Source organism: Parazoarcus sp. PS-13 R2A (assembly GCF_057621855.1).
The window spans coordinates 146,508-162,156 of the sequence record NZ_JBYEXN010000009.1; the positions used below are offsets into that span (position 1 = coordinate 146,508).

Below are 15,649 nucleotides of genomic sequence, written 5' to 3' on the forward strand. Positions count from 1 at the left end.
AAAGCCCCGATGGCAGGCCATCGGGGCTTTGGTCAAGCGGTGCCGCTGAAGCGGAACTTACTTGGCGATGTTCTGGAACTTGGCCATGGCAGCCTGACCAACTTCGGTGGCCAGTGCGGTGAAGGCTTCGCCCTGCGACTGCAGGAGCTTGAACAGTGCGGTGTTGGCATCGACGTTGAAGCGAACCAGCTCTTCCGGCGTCTTCAGCTTGGTAGCCTTCTGGGCTTCGGCCTGGAAGAAAGCCATCAGCTCTTCGCTGGCCTTCTTCTGCAGTTCGATGGACTTGCCAATGGTTTGAGCCTGAACGGCCATAAGGGCCTGAACAGCTTCGATCGGGTTCTGGAATTCGGGTTTGGTCGCCATGGTGTTCCTCCGGTGGTTATGTTGCAGTGCACAATCTGGATGTCACTTTACCCCAACTGATCGTGAAGTCAATCCTTTTTTTACGAAATCTGAATGAAGCGGCGTGCAGATGTGGTGTGTGTCATCCGTATGACGCAGTCCTCACGCGCAGGGGCTGGGTGTGACGGCTTCAGCGGGTCTTGCGCGGCACCGGCCTGAGGATGGTGCTGTGTTCTCCGCGCATGACCTTGAGGAGTTCGGTGCGTGCCTTGTTGTGCTCAAGCCCGCGTTCCACCAGCGATTCGATCAACTGACCAAAGCGTTCGCGCTGTTTCAGTCCGGCCGCGCTGCGATCGCGGCGGTTGTTGAAGCAGTCCATCAGTGTCGATCCGCAAACGCAGTTGCGAAACAGTTCGACGATGACCTCGCCGTCATCATCCAGGGTTTGCTTGAGTCCGCTGCGGCCGCTACCCACGCGGCCGGTCTGGCCGATGTAGTCGTCGACGCTGGCATAGGTCCGTCCGCAGATTGCGCAGCGCTTGGGAAAAGCGTTTGCTGCGAGTTCCTGCAGGCCGGAATACAGGCTGTCGTCGATGCCGGTGTCGGGTTGTGGGTTCCGTTCGTCCGTCATTCGTACTCTCCCGGGACTGGCTTCCAGCACTGAGTGCGGGTTGTCGTTCGACCCTGATCATCAGGCACAAGCGTACCCGGAAAATGCGAAACGGAATATGTCTGATGCGACGCCAGATCGGGAGATGGAGGCTGCGGTCGATCTGGATGTCAGTCCGATGCGGCGGCCTCCGCCGACCGCAGAGGGGTCGGGTACGACGAAAAAATGTGCCCGCCATCGAGACGATGACGGGCACTCAAACCCGTAACGGGCAGGGAAGCGGATGGAGTCCGGGATGCTTCAGGCTGCGCGCCTGAGCGCGTAGCGCCGGGCGATCGCGTCCAGCGGCAGCGGCTTGATGCGGCTGCCGTGGCCGGCGCAGCCGAAAGCCTCGAAGCGCTCGCGGCAGACCGCAGCGGCGGCCTCCTTTGCGGCCTTGAAGAACTGGCGCGGGTCGAACGCCTTGCGCTCGGTGTCGGCAAGCCTGCGAATGGCACCGCTCATGGCCAGGCGCAGATCGGTGTCGATGTTGATCTTGCGCACCCCGTGGCGGATGCCTTCGATGATGGCGTCCACCGGCACGCCCCAGGTTTCGCCGATGTCGCCACCATGTTCGCGGATGATGGCGAGCCATTCCTGGGGCACGCTGCTCGAACCGTGCATCACCAGATGGGTGTCGGGAATGCTGCGGTGAATTGCAGCAATGCGGTCGATGGCGAGGATGTCACCGGTGGGCGGACGGGAAAACTTCCACGCACCGTGGCTGGTGCCGATGGCAACGGCGAGTGCATCGACGCCGGTGGCGGCGACGAATGCGGCGGCTTCGGCCGGGTCGGTGAGCATCTGTTCGTGCACCAGCGTGCCTTCCGCGCCGACGCCATCCTCTTCGCCGGCCTGGCCGGTTTCGAGCGATCCGAGGCAACCGAGCTCACCCTCGACCGACACCCCGACAGCGTGCGCCATATCGACGACCCGGCGCGTCACCTCGACGTTGTAGTCGTAGCTTGCCGGGGTCTTCATGTCTTCGCGCAGGGAGCCGTCCATCATCACGCTGGTGAAGCCGGCGCGAATCGACTGCTGGCAGATGGCGGGACTGGCGCCGTGGTCCTGGTGCAGGCAGACCGGGATCTCGGGCCATTGTTCGACGGCCGCCTCGACCATCTTCTTGATGAAGGCCTCTCCGGCGTAGCTGCGCGCACCGGCCGATGCCTGCAGGATGACCGGGCTGTCGGTCGCGGCGGCGGCCTGCATGATCGCCTGGATCTGTTCCATGTTGTTGATGTTGAAGGCGGGGATGCCGTACTCGTGATCAGCGGCGTGATCGAGCAACTGCCGCAGTGAAATCATGGCCATCGGGTGTCTCCGTGGTGGTAGCGAAAGCCGCTCAGTCGGCGCTCATCATGGCGCAGGTTGTATCGAGCATGCGGTTGGAAAAGCCCCACTCGTTGTCGTACCAGGCGGTCACGGTGACGAGTTCGCCATCGGCCTTGGTCAGGGTGGCGTCGAACAGGCTGGAGTGCGGGTTGTGGTTGAAGTCGCAGGACACCAGCGGCAGTTCGTTGATACCGAGGATGCCGCGCAAGGCGCCGTGGGCCGCTTCGCGCACGAGGTCGTTGACCTCGCCGACGCTGGTGGCGCGTGAAGCCACGAAGGTGAAATGGGTGAAGGATACGTTCGGTGTGGGAACGCGCATCGCATAGCCGTCGAGCCGTCCTGCGAGCTCGGGCAGCACCAGACCGACCGCCGTCGCCGCGCCCGTCCTGGTCGGGATCAGCGACTGTGTGGCGGAGCGTGCGCGGCGCAGGTCGGGGTGATGGACGTCGATCAGTACCTGGTCGTTGGTGTAGGAATGCACCGTGACCATGTGACCACGCACGATGCCAAGCGGGCGGTGGAGGGCGAAGGCGAGCGGCGCGAGGCAGTTGGTGGTGCAGCTCGCGTTGGAGACCACGCGGTGCTTGCGGCGCAGTGTCTGCTCATTGACGCCATAGACGATGGTGGCATCCACATCGTCGCTACCCGGTGCCGAGATCAGCACCTTGCTGGCACCGGCCGTGAGGTGTGCGCCGGCTCTTTCGCGCGAGGTGAAGAGTCCCGAGCATTCGAGCACGACGTCGATGCCCAGTCGCTGCCAGGGCAGTTGCGCCGGATCGCGTTCGGCCAGTACCTGGATGCCGTCGCCGGCAACCGTCAACGTGCGGTCGCCGACCTCGACCGGATGCGGAAACGGGCCGTGAATGCTGTCGTAACGTGTGAGATGGGCGTTGGTTTCGGGGCTGCCGAGGTCGTTGATGGCGACGATCTCGATGTCGTGGCGTTTGCCGCTTTCATAGTGCGCACGCAGCACGTTGCGGCCGATGCGTCCGTAGCCGTTGATGGCGACTCTGGTGGTCATGCTGTCTCCTCGAGTGGTGTGATCCTGTGTCAGCTCAGTCGGCGGGCCGTTTCCACGATGCGTTCGGGCGTCATGCCGAACAGAGTCGCCAGCTCGCCCGCCGGGGCCGATTCTCCAAAGCGGTCGATGCCGATGACAGCGGCGCGTGGTGCACCGGCAAGGTATTTCCACCAGCCGTCGGGCTGTGCAGCCTCGATCGCCACGCGCGGAACATTGGGCGGCAGCACGGCATCGCGCCAGCTCGCGGCCTGACGGTCGAAGGCCGCGGTGCAGGGCATGGAGACGACGCGGGTGGCGATGCCTTCGGCTTGTAGCCGCGCGCGAGCCTCCATCGCCAGCGCGACTTCGGAGCCGGTGGCAATCAGCACCATCGCAGGCTGGCCGGCGTCGGCTTCGGCCAGCACATAGCCGCCGCGTGCGATGTCGCCGAGGCGCTCGGCGTCGCGCGCCTGATGGGGGAGGTTCTGGCGCGAGCAGGCGATCACGCTGGGACCGTCGGCCCGCATCACCGACGCGTTCCAGGCCGCCTGCGTTTCGACCGCGTCGCAGGGTCGCCAGACGTCGAGATTGGGGATCTGCCGCAGGCTGGGCAGGTGTTCGACCGGCTGGTGCGTGGGGCCGTCTTCGCCGAGGCCGATGGAGTCGTGCGTCATCACGTAGACGACGCGCTGGCGCATCAGCGCGCTCATGCGCATGGCGTTGCGGGCGTAGTCAGAGAACACGAGGAAGGTGGCGCCGAAGGGGAGGTAGCCACCGTGCAACGCGATGCCATTGAGGGCGGCGGCCATGCCGAACTCGCGCACGCCCCAGTTAATGTGGCGCCCCGCCTGGTCGGCGCGCACTGCGCCGCAGCCGGGCCAGTCGGTGAGGTTGGAGTGGGTGAGGTCGGCAGACCCGCCGAGCAGTTCGGGCAGGGCGCGGGCGAGGCGGCCGATGGCGTGCTGGCTGGCCTTGCGGCTGGCAAGCGTGGCGGCTTCGTTGTGCACGCCGCGCAGGATGGCATCAGCGAGGACTTGGAGCCCGACGGGCAGGCGCTTGGTGACGCGGCGGGTGAACTCTGCGGCGAGTTCGGGCCATTCTCGGGCGTAGGCATCGAGCTGTGCCTGCCACGCTTTTTGACTGGCGGCGCCTGTTGTACGGGCATCGAAGCTGTTTCGGATTTCTTCGGGGATGTCGAACGGGGCATGATCCCAGCCGAGTGCGGCTCGGGTGGCGGCGATCTCGTCCTTGCCCAGCGGCGCGCCATGAACGCTGGCCGTCCCCGCGCGTGCCGGGCTGCCGCGACCGATGGTGGTGCGGCAGCAGATCAGGGTCGGGCCGGTGTCGTCGCGCGCGTTCCGGCGGGCGTCCCTGATGGCATGGTCGACGGCGTCGGTGTCGTGGCCGTCGACGTGTTCGATGACGTTCCAGCCATAGGCGCGAAAGCGTGCCGGGGTGTCGTCACCGAACCAGCCTGCAACGTCGCCGTCGATGGAGATGCGGTTGTCGTCCCAGAGCGCGATGAGTTTCGACAGCCGTTGCACGCCGGCAAAGCTGGCGGCTTCGTGGCTGATGCCTTCCATCAGGCAGCCGTCGCCGAGAAAGACCCAGGTGTGGTGATCGACGATGCTGTGGCCGGGTCTGTTGAATTCGGCTGCGAGGAGTTTTTCGGCGAGCGCCATGCCGACGGCGTTGCCGAGGCCCTGACCGAGGGGGCCGGTGGTGGTTTCTATGCCGGGGGTGAGTCCGTATTCGGGGTGCCCCGGGGTTTTGCTGTGCAGTTGGCGGAAGCGTTTGAGCTCGTCGAGCGGGAGGTCGTAGCCACTGAGGTGGAGCAGGGCGTAGTGCAGCATGGAGCCGTGGCCGTTGCTGAGAATGAAGCGGTCGCGGTCGGGCCAGGTGGGGTCAGTGGGGTTGTGCTTGAGGTGGCGGGTCCACAGTGCGACGGCGATTTCCGCCATGCCCATGGGCATGCCGGGGTGGCCGGATTGCGCGGCCTCGACCGCGTCGATGGCGAGGAAACGCAAGGCGTTGGCGCACAGGGTGTCCTGCGCGGTTTGTGACAGGCGCATGTTCATTGGAGTGCTCCTCCGGGTAAGGACGATCAGGAAGTCGGTTGCGGTCGTTCGATGGTGCAGCTAACCGCCGGCTGCACGGGGTATTTGTTCTGCAGCCTGCGGAACTCGCCCTGCGGGCGTGTACAGTCCTCGATCGTTGCACAAACACCTCGTTCAGCCCGCGCGGCGCCTGTGCTGGTGTTGAGTTGGGTGGAGGTCGTCACAGCAGCTTCCTTCGCCGTTCCATCAGGCGCCAGATGAAGGGGGTGAAGATCAGCTGCATCGCCAGTTCCATCTTGCCGCCGGGCACGACGATGGTGTTGGCCCGACTCATGAAGCTGCCGTGGATCATGTTCTGCAGATAGGGAAAGTCGATGCCCTTGGGATTGGCGAAGCGGATCACCACCATGGACTCGTCGGCGGTAGGAATGGTGCGGGCGATGAAGGGGTTGGAGGTGTCCACCATCGGCACGCGCTGGAAATTCACATGGGTGCGGGAGAACTGCGGCACCACGTAGTGCACGTAGTCGTGCATGCGACGCAGGATGGTGTCGGTCACCGCCTCGGTCGAATAGCCGCGCATGTTCTTGTCGCGGTGCAGCTTCTGGATCCATTCCAGGTTGACCACCGGCACCACTCCGATCAGCAGGTCGGGGAAGCGGGCGATGTCGGCGCCTTCCATCTTCACTGCACCGTGCAGGCCCTCGTAGAACAGCAGGTCGGTGCCGGTCGGGATCTCTTCCCACTCGGTGAAGGTGCCGGGTTCCTGGTTGTAGGGGGCCGCCTCCTCGAGGTTGTGAAGGTACTTGCGGCGGCGGCCACTGCCCGATTCGGCATAGGTCCGGAACAGTTTCTCCAGTTCTGAAAACAGGTTGGCCTCGGCGCCGAAGTGGCTGAAACGGGACAGCTCTCCGCCAGCTTCGGCTGCGGCCAGTTTCTCGCGCATGGTCTTGCGGTCGAAGGCATGGAAGCTGTCGCCCTCGATCACTGCAGCCGTCACGTTCTCGCGCCGGAAGATCTCCTCGAAGGTGCGCTGAACCGTGCTGGTGCCCGCGCCGGACGAGCCGGTGATGGCAACGATGGGATGGCGTTCGGACATGGTCGTCCTCCTTACTGTGAGAAGGCGTGGTTGTCGCTGAACAGCGAGCGCGTGTTGAACAGCGGCAGCGGACTGTCGAGGCCGGCTGTCGGGTCGGCGTGGTAGGTTTCGATGCGCTCAACCTCTTGGCGTGATCCGAAAACAAAGCCGATTCGCTGATGCAGTGCCTCTGGTTCGACTTCAAGAACCGGCATACGTGCCGTCGAGGCCCGACCGCCTGCCTGTTCGACAATGAATCCGATCGGATTGCACTCGTAGAGCAGGCGCAGACGGCCAGGGCGGCCGGGGTCCTTGCTGTCGCGCGGGTAGAGGAACACCCCGCCACGCATCAGGATGCGGTGGGTTTCGGCCACCAGCGATGCGATCCAGCGCATGTTGAAGTCGGCGCCGCGCGGGCCGCTGCGGCCTGCAAGGCATTCGTCCACATAGCGCCGTACTGGCGGCTCCCAGAAGCGTGAGTTGGACGCGTTGATGGCGAACTCGCGGGTGGTGTCCGGCACACGGATGTCCGGATGGGTGAGGAAGAAGTCGCCGAGAATCGGGTTGAAGGTGAAGCCCGCAACGCCGGTGCCGACACTCAGCACCAGCATTGTGGAGGGGCCGTAGATCGCATAGCCGGCCGCAACCTGGCGGGTTCCGGACTGCAGGAAGTCGTCGGCGACTGCGTCCTCGCCGGGCGTGGACGCGCGCAGGATGGAGAAGATGCTGCCGACCGCGACATTGACGTCGATATTGCTCGAGCCGTCCAGCGGGTCGAACACCAGCAGGTATTTGCCGCGGGCGTGACCTGCGGGCAAGGGGATAGGGGCTTCGTTTTCCTCCGACACCATGCCGGCGAGACCGCCGCCCCAGTGGGTGGCACGCAGGAAGATGCCGTCGGCCAGCACGTCGAGCTTTTTCTGCTGTTCGCCCTGCACGTTGGCGCTGCCATGGTCGCCGAGCATGTCGGCGAGTGCGCCGTGGGCCACGGCGCGCGAGATGGCCTTGCAGGCCTGGGCGACCTGCAGGATCAGGGCGTTGAGTTCGCCGGTGGCCTCTGGATGGTGACGGCGTTGGTCGATCAGGTATTCGGTCAGGGTGCTTCGCTCGATGTTGAACATGGTGCGGCCTCTGTGTGCGGGTTCAGTAGTCGCTGCGGTCTGTACCGCGCTCGGGGTCGAAGTCGAGTTCGGCATCAAACGCCGGTTCGGTGATCGTCACCGGCCTGGCAAACTGCCGGCTGGCGCGCACGTCGGCCTCGCTCAGCGTGCACAGAGCGCTGGCATCGACGCTTGCGCCGGACTCGAACAATCGCAGGGCCTGGCGCAGGCGCATGCGGTCGAGGGCGTTGCGAATGCTGCGCGCGTTGGCGAAGTGGGGGCGGGTGCGGCGCAGGGCGATGTACTCGTCGAAGGCGAGGCGCGCGGCTGGGTCGAAGCGATAGTTCCACTGCGCGAGCATGCGTTCGGCGATCTCGCCGAGTTCGCTGCTGGCGTAATCGGGGAAGTCCACATGGTGGGCGATGCGCGACTTCATGCCCGGATTCGACTCGAAGAAGCGCTCCATGCGGTCGGCGTAGCCGGCGAGGATCACCACCAGATCGTCGCGCTGATTCTCCATCACCTGCAGTAGGATCTCGATCGCTTCCTGACCGTAGTCCTTTTCGTTCTCGGGACGGTACAGGTAATAGGCTTCGTCGATGAACAGCACCCCGCCCATGGCGCGCTTGAGGACCTCCTTGGTCTTGGGTGCGGTGTGGCCAATGTACTGGCCGACGAGGTCGTCGCGGGTGACCGCCACGACGTGACCGCGCCGACAGTAGCCGAGACGCTGGAGGATCTCGGCCATGCGCATGGCGACCGTGGTCTTGCCGGTCCCCGGGTTGCCGGTAAAGCTCATGTGCAGCGAAGGTGCGGCGGTCGTGAGCCCGAGTCGCTGGCGCACGCGGTCGACCAGAAGCAGGGCGGCGATCTCGCGCACCCGGCGCTTGACCGGTGCGAGCCCGATCAGATCGTGGTCTAGGCCTTCGAGCACGTCGCCAATGCCGGCGTCGGCATATTCGGTGGCGAGGTCGATGCTTGCATCTGATGTGGGCGGTGTTTCGCCCGTCAGGCCTTGCAGGTCACTGGCGCTCATGTCGGTCTCCTCCATGCAGCATTCGGTGTGCGGGCGGAATGCGTTGTTCCGCCCTGCGTGCGGCCGGCTTCAGCCGGCGTATCGGGCGCCCTCTGTGCCTGCGCCCACGGCATAGCTTTCGAGCGTGTAGCGCAGGTTTCGTCCTCCGGTCTCCTGGCGTACCAGACGGAAGCCGGGTTCGCTGGGAGGGCGCTGGACGATGAAGGACATGCGCACTGTCTCCCAGCCCTTGGTCGAATCGAATGCGTTTACCCGGATGTAGTGGCCGGGATTGGCCTCGCGGCAGGCCTGCAGCTCCTGCATGACGCCGGCCGGGTCGGCCAGATCGAACATTGGCAGACCCCACATCGACCAGTAGGTGTTGCGTGGATGCGGGTCGTCCGTATATTCGAGCGCGACCGCCCAACCCTGATTCAGGCAGTAGTGGATCTGTGCCCCGATCTGGCTGTCGCTCAGATCGGGCAGGAATGAAAAGCAGCCCTGAGTGATACGCATGGTGGTGTCTCCTCGCTCTGTTTTGATGAATTCGTGTGGCACCATCAGGCCACGCTGGCGGTGGGCACGAAGTCCGATGTGTCGGTGCTGGTGTAATTGAAGGTGATATCGCCCCAAGTATCGAGGGCGGCGCGCAGGGGCTGACACCACTTGGCGGCGTCGGCGAGGATCTGCGGGCCTTCGTTGACGATGTCGCGGCCTTCGTTGCGCGCCAGCACCATGCTCTCAAGCGCCACGCGGTTGGCCTGGGCGCCGGCCTGGATACCCATCGGATGACCGATGGTGCCGCCGCCGAACTGCAGCACGACGTCGTCGCCGAAGAGGTCGAGCAGCTGATGCATCTGGCCGGCGTGGATGCCACCCGAGGCGACCGGCATCACCTTCTTGATGCTGGCCCAGTCCTGATCGAAGAACAGGCCGCGCGGCAGATCCTGCTTCGTCACGCTGTCGCGGCACACGTTGTAGAAGCCCTGAACCGTCATCGGGTCGCCCTCGAGTTTGCCCACCGCAGTGCCTGCATGAAGATGGTCGACGCCTGCGAGGCGCAGCCACTTGGCGATCACGCGAAAGCTCACGCCGTGATTCTTCTGACGGGTGTAGGTGCCGTGGCCCGCACGGTGCATGTGCAGGATCATGTCATTGTCGCGGCACCAGTTGCTGATCGACTGGATGGCCGTCCACCCGATGATGAGGTCGACCATCACCACGCAGGAGCCCAGTTCGCGGGCAAGTTCCGCGCGCCTGTACATCTCCTCCATGGTTCCGGCAGTGATGTTGAGGTAGTGGCCCTTGATCTCGCCCGTCTGTGCCGCAGCCTGATTGACCCCTTCCATGCAGTACAGGAAGCGGTCGCGCCAGTGCATGAAGGGCTGCGAGTTGATGTTCTCGTCGTCCTTGGTGAAGTCCAGCCCGCCACGCAGCGCTTCGTACACGACGCGGCCGTAGTTCTTGCCGGAGAGCCCGAGCTTGGGCTTCATCGTTGCGCCCAGCAGCGGCCGGCCGTACTTCTCCAGGCGCTCACGCTCGACCACGATGCCGGTGGGCGGGCCGCGAAAGGTTTTCACATACGCAACCGGCAGGCGCATGTCTTCGAGGCGCGCAGCCTTGAGCGGCTTGAAGCTGAACACGTTGCCGATGATCGACGCGGTGAGGTTGGCGATCGAGCCTTCCTCGAAAAGGTCGAGGTCGTAGGCCACCCAGCAGAAGTACTGGCCTTCCTGGCCCGGCACCGGGTCGATACGGTATGCCTTTGCGCGGTATGTGTCGCTGGCGGTGAGTCGGTCGGTCCACACCACGGTCCAGGTGGCAGTGGAGGATTCGCCGGCGACTGCCGCTGCCGCTTCGACCGGATCCACGCCGTCTTGGGGCGTGATGCGGAAGACCGCGAGCACATCGGTGTCCCTGGGTTCGTAGTCCGGATCCCAGTAGCCCATCTGGGCATACTTGAGCACGCCGGCCTGGTAGCGCTTCTTCGGGTCGAGAATCTGCTGCGGAGTATCGGGTGCGCCCATGTCTGTCTCCTCTGGTCTGGTGAGCAGACATTACGGTTTTGTTGAGATAAGCTCCAATGATGAATGTTGGGGTTTTGAGATAAGGTTTTCTGATGAGACTCGCACATCGCCTGACCATGAAGCAGCTACGTGCAATTGTCGCCGTGGCCGATACCTCCAGCTTCACGCAGGCGGCGCGCCTGCTGCACCTCACCCAGCCGGCCGTGTCGATGCAGATCAAGGAGCTCGAGACCGTGGTCGGTCAGGTGCTGGTGGACGGGCGGCGGGAGATCCGTCTCACGCCCGCCGGGGAGGTGCTCGTGCGCAGGGCGCGTGAGGCACTGGCTGCACTGGAGATGGCGGAGGTGGAGCTCAAGTCGATGCGTGGTGTGGCCTCGGGAACGCTCGAGGTCGTGGCCATCACCACCGCAGAGTATTTCGTGCCCCACCTGCTGGCGGAGTTCGGACGCCGCTACCCGGACATCAAGTTCCGCCTGACGGTGGAGAATCGCGACCGCGTGCATGCACTGCTTCAGGAGCAGCGTGCCGACCTCGCGATCATGGGCCAGCCGCCGGGTGGCATGGCCTTGCGCCGAATTCCGTTTTCGCCACATCGTCTGTCCTTCGTTGCCCGTCCCGACCACCCGCTGGCGGCGCGGCGCAACATCCCGCCCGCCGCGCTCGCCGGTGAGCGCCTGTTGCTGCGCGAACGCGGGTCGGGCACGCGCAGCAACCTCGAGCGCTTTCTGCGCGCGCACGGCGTCAAGCCACTTGCCGCAGATGAACTCGGCAGCAACGAGACCCTGAAGCAGGCAGTGATGGCGGGCATGGGCATCGCCTTCCTGTCCCACCACACCTTTGCAATGGAGGTCGAGAGCGGTCGCCTGGTCCGACTCGATGTGGTCGACACGCCGGTGATCCGCGAGTGGAATGTGCTGGTCCATGCCGAACGTCCGCTGACACCGGCGCTGGAGGCGCTGCTCGACTTTCTGCAGTCGGACGGCGCATCGATGATGCGCGCGATCACCGGGTGACTCGCTGCTGGCCGGGTCTTCAGCCTGCACGGATGAGAACCGGCGCCCGCGGGCAGGGCCCACATCGCGGGAACAGGGGCAGGGCGCGCGGCCGCAACAGGGTGGTGTGTCTTGGCGTAGAGAAGTGGTCCGGGCAGAAGGAAACCGGCGGCGCGGTCGCCGCGCTCAGTCGCCCCGGTTGCCGACGAACTTGAGCTCGAAGCGCTGCCGCCCCTCGCGCTCGAACGCGGCGACGTCCCAGTCGCCCGGCAGCAGCAGATCCGCGTATTCGGGCCGAAACACGTAGGCCTCGGCAGCCAGTTGTCTGCCCGCTGCGTCCACGACCGTCACTGCGCTGCGCTGGTACTGCTCGCCCTCGAATGCGTCCAGGCGCGCCAGCGCCGCCGGTGGGACGTCGAGGTAAAGCATGCCGCTGACTGCATGCCCGCGGGTGGCGACCATGCCCGGGTAATCCTCGCCGCACACCGGATGCCTGCGATGGCCCTCGAGCGTGGCGGGGATCGCCGCCGGCTTCATTCCGCACACCTCGAACATGATGTGCGGTGTCATCAGTGAACCGTAGGTAAAGCAGTGTCGATTGTGTCCGTTCATCGGGGCAGGTCCGTTCTGTAGTGTCCGAGGCGAAAAAAAGCGCGCCAGTGGCGCGCTCTTGTGCAGCTTCGTCGCCGGAAGGCGATCAGCGTACGACTTGCGTCAGTTCGCCGGTCTTGTAGCGCGCAGCGATCTTCTCCAGCGACAGCGGCTTGATCTTCGAGGCCATGCCAGCGCAGCCAAAGGCTTCGAAACGCGCCTTGCACACCAGCTTGGCGGCTTCGCGAGCGGGCTTGTTGAACTCGCGCGGGTCGAACTTGGACGGGTTCTCGAACAGGAACTTGCGCACCGCGCCCGTCATCGCCAGCCGGATGTCGGTGTCGATGTTGATCTTGCGCACGCCGTGCTTGATGCCCTGCACGATCTCCTCGACCGGCACGCCGTAGGTTTCCTTCATGTCGCCGCCGTACTGGCGAATGATCTCGAGCAACTCCTGCGGCACGGACGACGAACCGTGCATCACCAGGTGGGTGTTGGGCAGGCGGGCGTGGATGGCCTTGATGCGCTCGATGGCGAGGATGTCGCCGGTGGGCTTGCGGGTGAACTTGTAGGCGCCGTGGCTGGTGCCGATGGCGATGGCGAGCGCGTCGCAGTCGGTCTGCTTGACGAAGTCGGCAGCCTGGTCCGGATCGGTCAGCATCTGGCTGTGGTCGAGCGTGCCTTCGGCGCCGACGCCGTCTTCCTCGCCGGCCTGGCCAGTTTCGAGCGAGCCGAGGCAGCCCAGTTCGCCTTCGACGCTGACGCCGATCGCGTGCGAGAACTTCACGACCTCGCGGGTGACGGCGACGTTGTACTCGTAGGAGGAGGGGGTCTTGCCGTCTTCGAGCAGCGAGCCGTCCATCATCACGCTGGAGAAGCCGGAGCGGATCGCGCCCATGCAGATGGCGGGGCTCTGGCCGTGGTCCTGGTGCATCACGACGGGGATGTTCGGGTAGGTTTCGACTGCAGCTTCGATGAGGTGGCGCAGGAAGGCTTCGCCGGCATACTTACGGGCGCCGGCGGAGGCCTGCATGATCACCGGGCTGTCGGACTCGGCGGCCGCTTCCATGATGGCCTGAACCTGTTCAAGGTTATTGACGTTGAATGCGGGCAGACCATAGGTGTGTTCGGCGGCGTGGTCGAGCAGCTGGCGCATGGACACGAGAGGCATCAGAAATCTCCGGGGGTCGCCGGCGCTGGGTGGCCGGTCAATGGTCAGGTTGAATAAAGCGGCATTTTATCCCGTGAGCGGCTCCAGCCGGAACCGGCTCACACGGATTGAGACAAACGACGCGGTAATTTCACCACACGTACGGCCTATTCGTCGCTGTTTGGCGGGTGATGATCGCCGACGCGCACGATCTTCAGGGTGTTGGTGCCGCCGGTGGTGCCGATGGGTTCGCCGATCGTGAGCACGATCAGGTCGCCGTACTCGACTACGCCCTGGTCGAGCAGGATCTGCTCGGCTTCCCACAGCAGTACGTCGCGGTCGACATGGAGCTGGCTCATCAGTAGCGGATACACCTCGCGATACAGCGTCATCTGGTTGCGCGCGCTGATCTCCGGGGTGAGGGCGTAAATCGGCACGCCGCAGATCGGTCGGCTCATCCACAGCGCGGTCGATCCGGTCTGGGTCAGCGAGGCAATGGCCTTTACCTTCAGGTGATAGGCGGTCCAGATTGCCGCCATGGCGATCGATTGGTCGATGCGGGTGAATACGCGGTCGAGCACCTCGCGGTCGAGCCCGATTTCAGCCGACTTTTCCGCTTCGAGACATACCCGGCTCATTGCCTCGACCACTTCAACCGGAAACTTGCCGGAGGCGGTTTCGGCCGACAGCATCACGGCATCGGTGCCATCGAGCACCGCATTGGCGACGTCCGAGACCTCGGCGCGGGTTGGCACCGGGCTGGCGATCATCGACTCCATCATCTGGGTGGCGGTGATGGTCAGTTTGTTGAGATCGCGTGCGGCGCGGATCATTTTTTTCTGCAGCGCGGGTACGGCGGCATCGCCCACCTCAACGGCGAGGTCGCCGCGTGCCACCATGATGCCGTCGGAGGCATCGAGAATTTCGTTCAGGTTGGCGACCGCCTCGGTACGTTCGATCTTGGCGATCAGCAGCGATTCGCTGCCTGCCGCGCGCAGGAGCTGACGCGCCATGTACATGTCAGCTGCACTCTTGGGGAAAGACACCGCCACGAAGTCGACGCCGATTTGCGCCGCGGTCTTGATGTCGTCCATGTCCTTGGCGGTGAGCGCCGGCGCCGTCAGTCCGCCGCCCTGGCGATTGATGCCCTTGTTGTTCGACAGCTCTCCGCCGACGCGCACGCGGGTGTGGATCTCGTGACCGAACACGCGCTCCACCACCAGTTTGAGTCGGCCGTCGTCGAGCAGCAGGACGTCACCGGGTTTGACGTCCTTGGGCAGGTCCTTGTAGTCCAGCCCGACACGTTCGCCGTTGCCGGTCTCGCAGCGCGCATCGAGGATGAAGGGCGCGTCTCCCGTGAGCGTCACCCGGCCATTCTCGAACTTTCCCACCCGGATCTTGGGCCCTTGCAGGTCGGCAAGGATGCCCACCGGCCGGCCGGTACGCGCCGATGCCTCGCGGATCGCGCTGGCGCGGGCAATGTGATCCTCCGCCTTGCCGTGGGAAAAGTTCATCCGTACCACATCCACGCCCGCATGGACCATGCGTTCGAGCACATGAGGGTCGGTTGAGGCGGGGCCCAGTGTGGCTACGATCTTGGTATGGCGCGGCATGCAGTCTCCTTGTCTTGTGTTCCTCGCCATGGATGCTCGCCCTGGCGTGGCTGGCTCATGATTCTATCGGAGTGTGGAATGCAAAGGCGGGGGCGACGATGTGCATATCGTGTTCTATGCTGAAAAGAGAACTGCAAGGAGACGCTTTATGGAAAATGCAGCAATGCTGATGGCCTTGGTAGCGGTGGGACTGCTGGCGTTTGTGATCATAAGGAAGAAGGCGGAGGGAGACGAACCCGATCAGGAAGTCATACGTGAGCAGCCGCACAGACGGTCCTTTCACGCTGTGGAGGTGCGGGCTTCCGGCAAGGCGTGTGCATCCTCACGTGCGCTTAAGGGCAAGCGTTACCTGTCCACCGAAGCCCCGCCCATACCCTTGCCTTCCTGTACCCAGGAAGCCTGCTCCTGTGTCTATGTCCATTTCGACGACAGGCGTGCAACCCAGCGACGCGACGTCTACCTGCATGGTGCGTACGAGCAGGGCGAGCGCAAGCAGGAGCGGCGTGCGCAGAATGGCCGCAGGCAGTCCGATCGTCTGCTGTTCGGGGGCGGCCACTGAATGAAGGCATTCGAGGCGCAGCGTCGAGGATATGCGTTGGTCTTGCCGTGACGCGTGGTGAGTCTGATCCGGCGTGATGAGCTGGCGGGTTGCCATGTGTCGCGCGACTGATCGCTTGACGAAGAATTGAAGCCTGAATGC

General features: G+C 64.5%; 15 protein-coding genes. 2 read left to right on the top strand and 13 right to left on the bottom strand.

Annotated features, from left to right (window positions below):
• Nucleotides 1–57: 57 nt before the first annotated feature.
• From AC22G6_RS10585 to AC22G6_RS10630, 10 genes are all read right to left on the bottom strand, one after another.
• Nucleotides 58–363, bottom strand: a complete 306-nt coding sequence (locus AC22G6_RS10585; protein WP_108951023.1) for a hypothetical protein — start codon at nucleotides 361–363, stop codon at nucleotides 58–60.
• A gap of 169 nt (nucleotides 364–532) precedes the next feature.
• The gene (locus AC22G6_RS10590) at nucleotides 533–973 is read right to left on the bottom strand and encodes an oxidoreductase (protein ID WP_487366761.1); all 441 of its coding nucleotides are present in this window, start codon (nucleotides 971–973) and stop codon (nucleotides 533–535) included.
• Between the two features lie 279 nt (nucleotides 974–1,252).
• Entirely contained in the window at nucleotides 1,253–2,305 is a 1,053-nt protein-coding gene (fba, locus tag AC22G6_RS10595; RefSeq protein ID WP_487366762.1) for a class II fructose-bisphosphate aldolase, read from the bottom strand.
• A gap of 31 nt (nucleotides 2,306–2,336) precedes the next feature.
• Nucleotides 2,337–3,347, bottom strand: coding sequence for a type I glyceraldehyde-3-phosphate dehydrogenase (gene gap / locus AC22G6_RS10600; RefSeq protein WP_487366763.1), 1,011 nt, complete (start codon nucleotides 3,345–3,347; stop codon nucleotides 2,337–2,339).
• Nucleotides 3,348–3,376: 29 nt separating this feature from the next.
• Nucleotides 3,377–5,404, bottom strand: coding sequence for a transketolase (gene tkt / locus AC22G6_RS10605; protein ID WP_487366764.1), 2,028 nt, complete (start codon nucleotides 5,402–5,404; stop codon nucleotides 3,377–3,379).
• A gap of 199 nt (nucleotides 5,405–5,603) precedes the next feature.
• Nucleotides 5,604–6,482: a phosphoribulokinase gene (locus AC22G6_RS10610; protein WP_108951027.1), complete on the bottom strand. Its 879-nt coding sequence runs from the start codon at nucleotides 6,480–6,482 to the stop codon at nucleotides 5,604–5,606.
• Nucleotides 6,483–6,493: 11 nt separating this feature from the next.
• Nucleotides 6,494–7,582 (bottom strand): class 1 fructose-bisphosphatase, encoded by a 1,089-nt coding sequence (locus tag AC22G6_RS10615; protein WP_487366765.1) that lies wholly within the window; start codon nucleotides 7,580–7,582, stop codon nucleotides 6,494–6,496.
• A gap of 22 nt (nucleotides 7,583–7,604) precedes the next feature.
• Nucleotides 7,605–8,597, bottom strand: coding sequence for a CbbX protein (gene cbbX / locus AC22G6_RS10620; protein ID WP_487366766.1), 993 nt, complete (start codon nucleotides 8,595–8,597; stop codon nucleotides 7,605–7,607).
• Nucleotides 8,598–8,666: 69 nt separating this feature from the next.
• Nucleotides 8,667–9,092: a ribulose bisphosphate carboxylase small subunit gene (locus AC22G6_RS10625; RefSeq protein ID WP_108951029.1), complete on the bottom strand. Its 426-nt coding sequence runs from the start codon at nucleotides 9,090–9,092 to the stop codon at nucleotides 8,667–8,669.
• Nucleotides 9,093–9,136: 44 nt separating this feature from the next.
• Nucleotides 9,137–10,603 carry a form I ribulose bisphosphate carboxylase large subunit gene (locus tag AC22G6_RS10630; protein WP_108951030.1) on the bottom strand — a complete coding sequence of 489 codons (1,467 nt, stop codon included), beginning with the start codon at nucleotides 10,601–10,603 and terminating at the stop codon, nucleotides 9,137–9,139.
• A 92-nt stretch (nucleotides 10,604–10,695) separates the two neighbouring features.
• Here AC22G6_RS10630 and AC22G6_RS10635 point away from each other — a divergent pair, with 92 nt between their 5' ends.
• Entirely contained in the window at nucleotides 10,696–11,616 is a 921-nt protein-coding gene (locus AC22G6_RS10635) for a LysR substrate-binding domain-containing protein (protein ID WP_487366767.1), read from the top strand.
• Nucleotides 11,617–11,781: 165 nt separating this feature from the next.
• On the opposite strand, the gene AC22G6_RS10640 is transcribed toward AC22G6_RS10635, so the two are convergent.
• The 3 genes from AC22G6_RS10640 to pyk form a co-directional block, all read right to left on the bottom strand.
• The gene (locus AC22G6_RS10640; protein ID WP_487366768.1) at nucleotides 11,782–12,207 is read right to left on the bottom strand and encodes a gamma-glutamylcyclotransferase family protein; all 426 of its coding nucleotides are present in this window, start codon (nucleotides 12,205–12,207) and stop codon (nucleotides 11,782–11,784) included.
• An 85-nt stretch (nucleotides 12,208–12,292) separates the two neighbouring features.
• Complete coding sequence (fba, locus tag AC22G6_RS10645) at nucleotides 12,293–13,357, bottom strand: class II fructose-bisphosphate aldolase (protein ID WP_487366769.1); 1,065 nt, start codon at nucleotides 13,355–13,357, stop codon at nucleotides 12,293–12,295.
• A gap of 146 nt (nucleotides 13,358–13,503) precedes the next feature.
• Nucleotides 13,504–14,949 (bottom strand): pyruvate kinase, encoded by a 1,446-nt coding sequence (gene pyk / locus AC22G6_RS10650; protein WP_487366770.1) that lies wholly within the window; start codon nucleotides 14,947–14,949, stop codon nucleotides 13,504–13,506.
• 148 nt (nucleotides 14,950–15,097) lie between these two features.
• On the opposite strand from pyk, the gene AC22G6_RS10655 reads away from it, so the two are divergent.
• Nucleotides 15,098–15,508 carry a hypothetical protein gene (locus tag AC22G6_RS10655; RefSeq protein ID WP_487366771.1) on the top strand — a complete coding sequence of 137 codons (411 nt, stop codon included), beginning with the start codon at nucleotides 15,098–15,100 and terminating at the stop codon, nucleotides 15,506–15,508.
• The last annotated feature ends 141 nt before the right edge of the window (nucleotides 15,509–15,649 follow it).

Bases quoted from the DNA above. Each gene is read 5' to 3' on its own strand.
- AC22G6_RS10585 (WP_108951023.1), bottom strand. From the start codon at position 363: ATGGCGACCAAACCCGAATTCCAGAACCCGATCGAAGCTGTTCAGGCC.
- AC22G6_RS10590 (WP_487366761.1), bottom strand. From the start codon at position 973: ATGACGGACGAACGGAACCCACAACCCGACACCGGCATCGACGACAGC.
- fba (WP_487366762.1), bottom strand. From the start codon at position 2,305: ATGGCCATGATTTCACTGCGGCAGTTGCTCGATCACGCCGCTGATCAC.
- gap (WP_487366763.1), bottom strand. From the start codon at position 3,347: ATGACCACCAGAGTCGCCATCAACGGCTACGGACGCATCGGCCGCAAC.
- tkt (WP_487366764.1), bottom strand. From the start codon at position 5,404: ATGAACATGCGCCTGTCACAAACCGCGCAGGACACCCTGTGCGCCAAC.
- AC22G6_RS10610 (WP_108951027.1), bottom strand. From the start codon at position 6,482: ATGTCCGAACGCCATCCCATCGTTGCCATCACCGGCTCGTCCGGCGCG.
- AC22G6_RS10615 (WP_487366765.1), bottom strand. From the start codon at position 7,582: ATGTTCAACATCGAGCGAAGCACCCTGACCGAATACCTGATCGACCAA.
- cbbX (WP_487366766.1), bottom strand. From the start codon at position 8,597: ATGAGCGCCAGTGACCTGCAAGGCCTGACGGGCGAAACACCGCCCACA.
- AC22G6_RS10625 (WP_108951029.1), bottom strand. From the start codon at position 9,092: ATGCGTATCACTCAGGGCTGCTTTTCATTCCTGCCCGATCTGAGCGAC.
- AC22G6_RS10630 (WP_108951030.1), bottom strand. From the start codon at position 10,603: ATGGGCGCACCCGATACTCCGCAGCAGATTCTCGACCCGAAGAAGCGC.
- AC22G6_RS10635 (WP_487366767.1), top strand. From the start codon at position 10,696: ATGAGACTCGCACATCGCCTGACCATGAAGCAGCTACGTGCAATTGTC.
- AC22G6_RS10640 (WP_487366768.1), bottom strand. From the start codon at position 12,207: ATGAACGGACACAATCGACACTGCTTTACCTACGGTTCACTGATGACA.
- fba (WP_487366769.1), bottom strand. From the start codon at position 13,357: ATGCCTCTCGTGTCCATGCGCCAGCTGCTCGACCACGCCGCCGAACAC.
- pyk (WP_487366770.1), bottom strand. From the start codon at position 14,949: ATGCCGCGCCATACCAAGATCGTAGCCACACTGGGCCCCGCCTCAACC.
- AC22G6_RS10655 (WP_487366771.1), top strand. From the start codon at position 15,098: ATGGAAAATGCAGCAATGCTGATGGCCTTGGTAGCGGTGGGACTGCTG.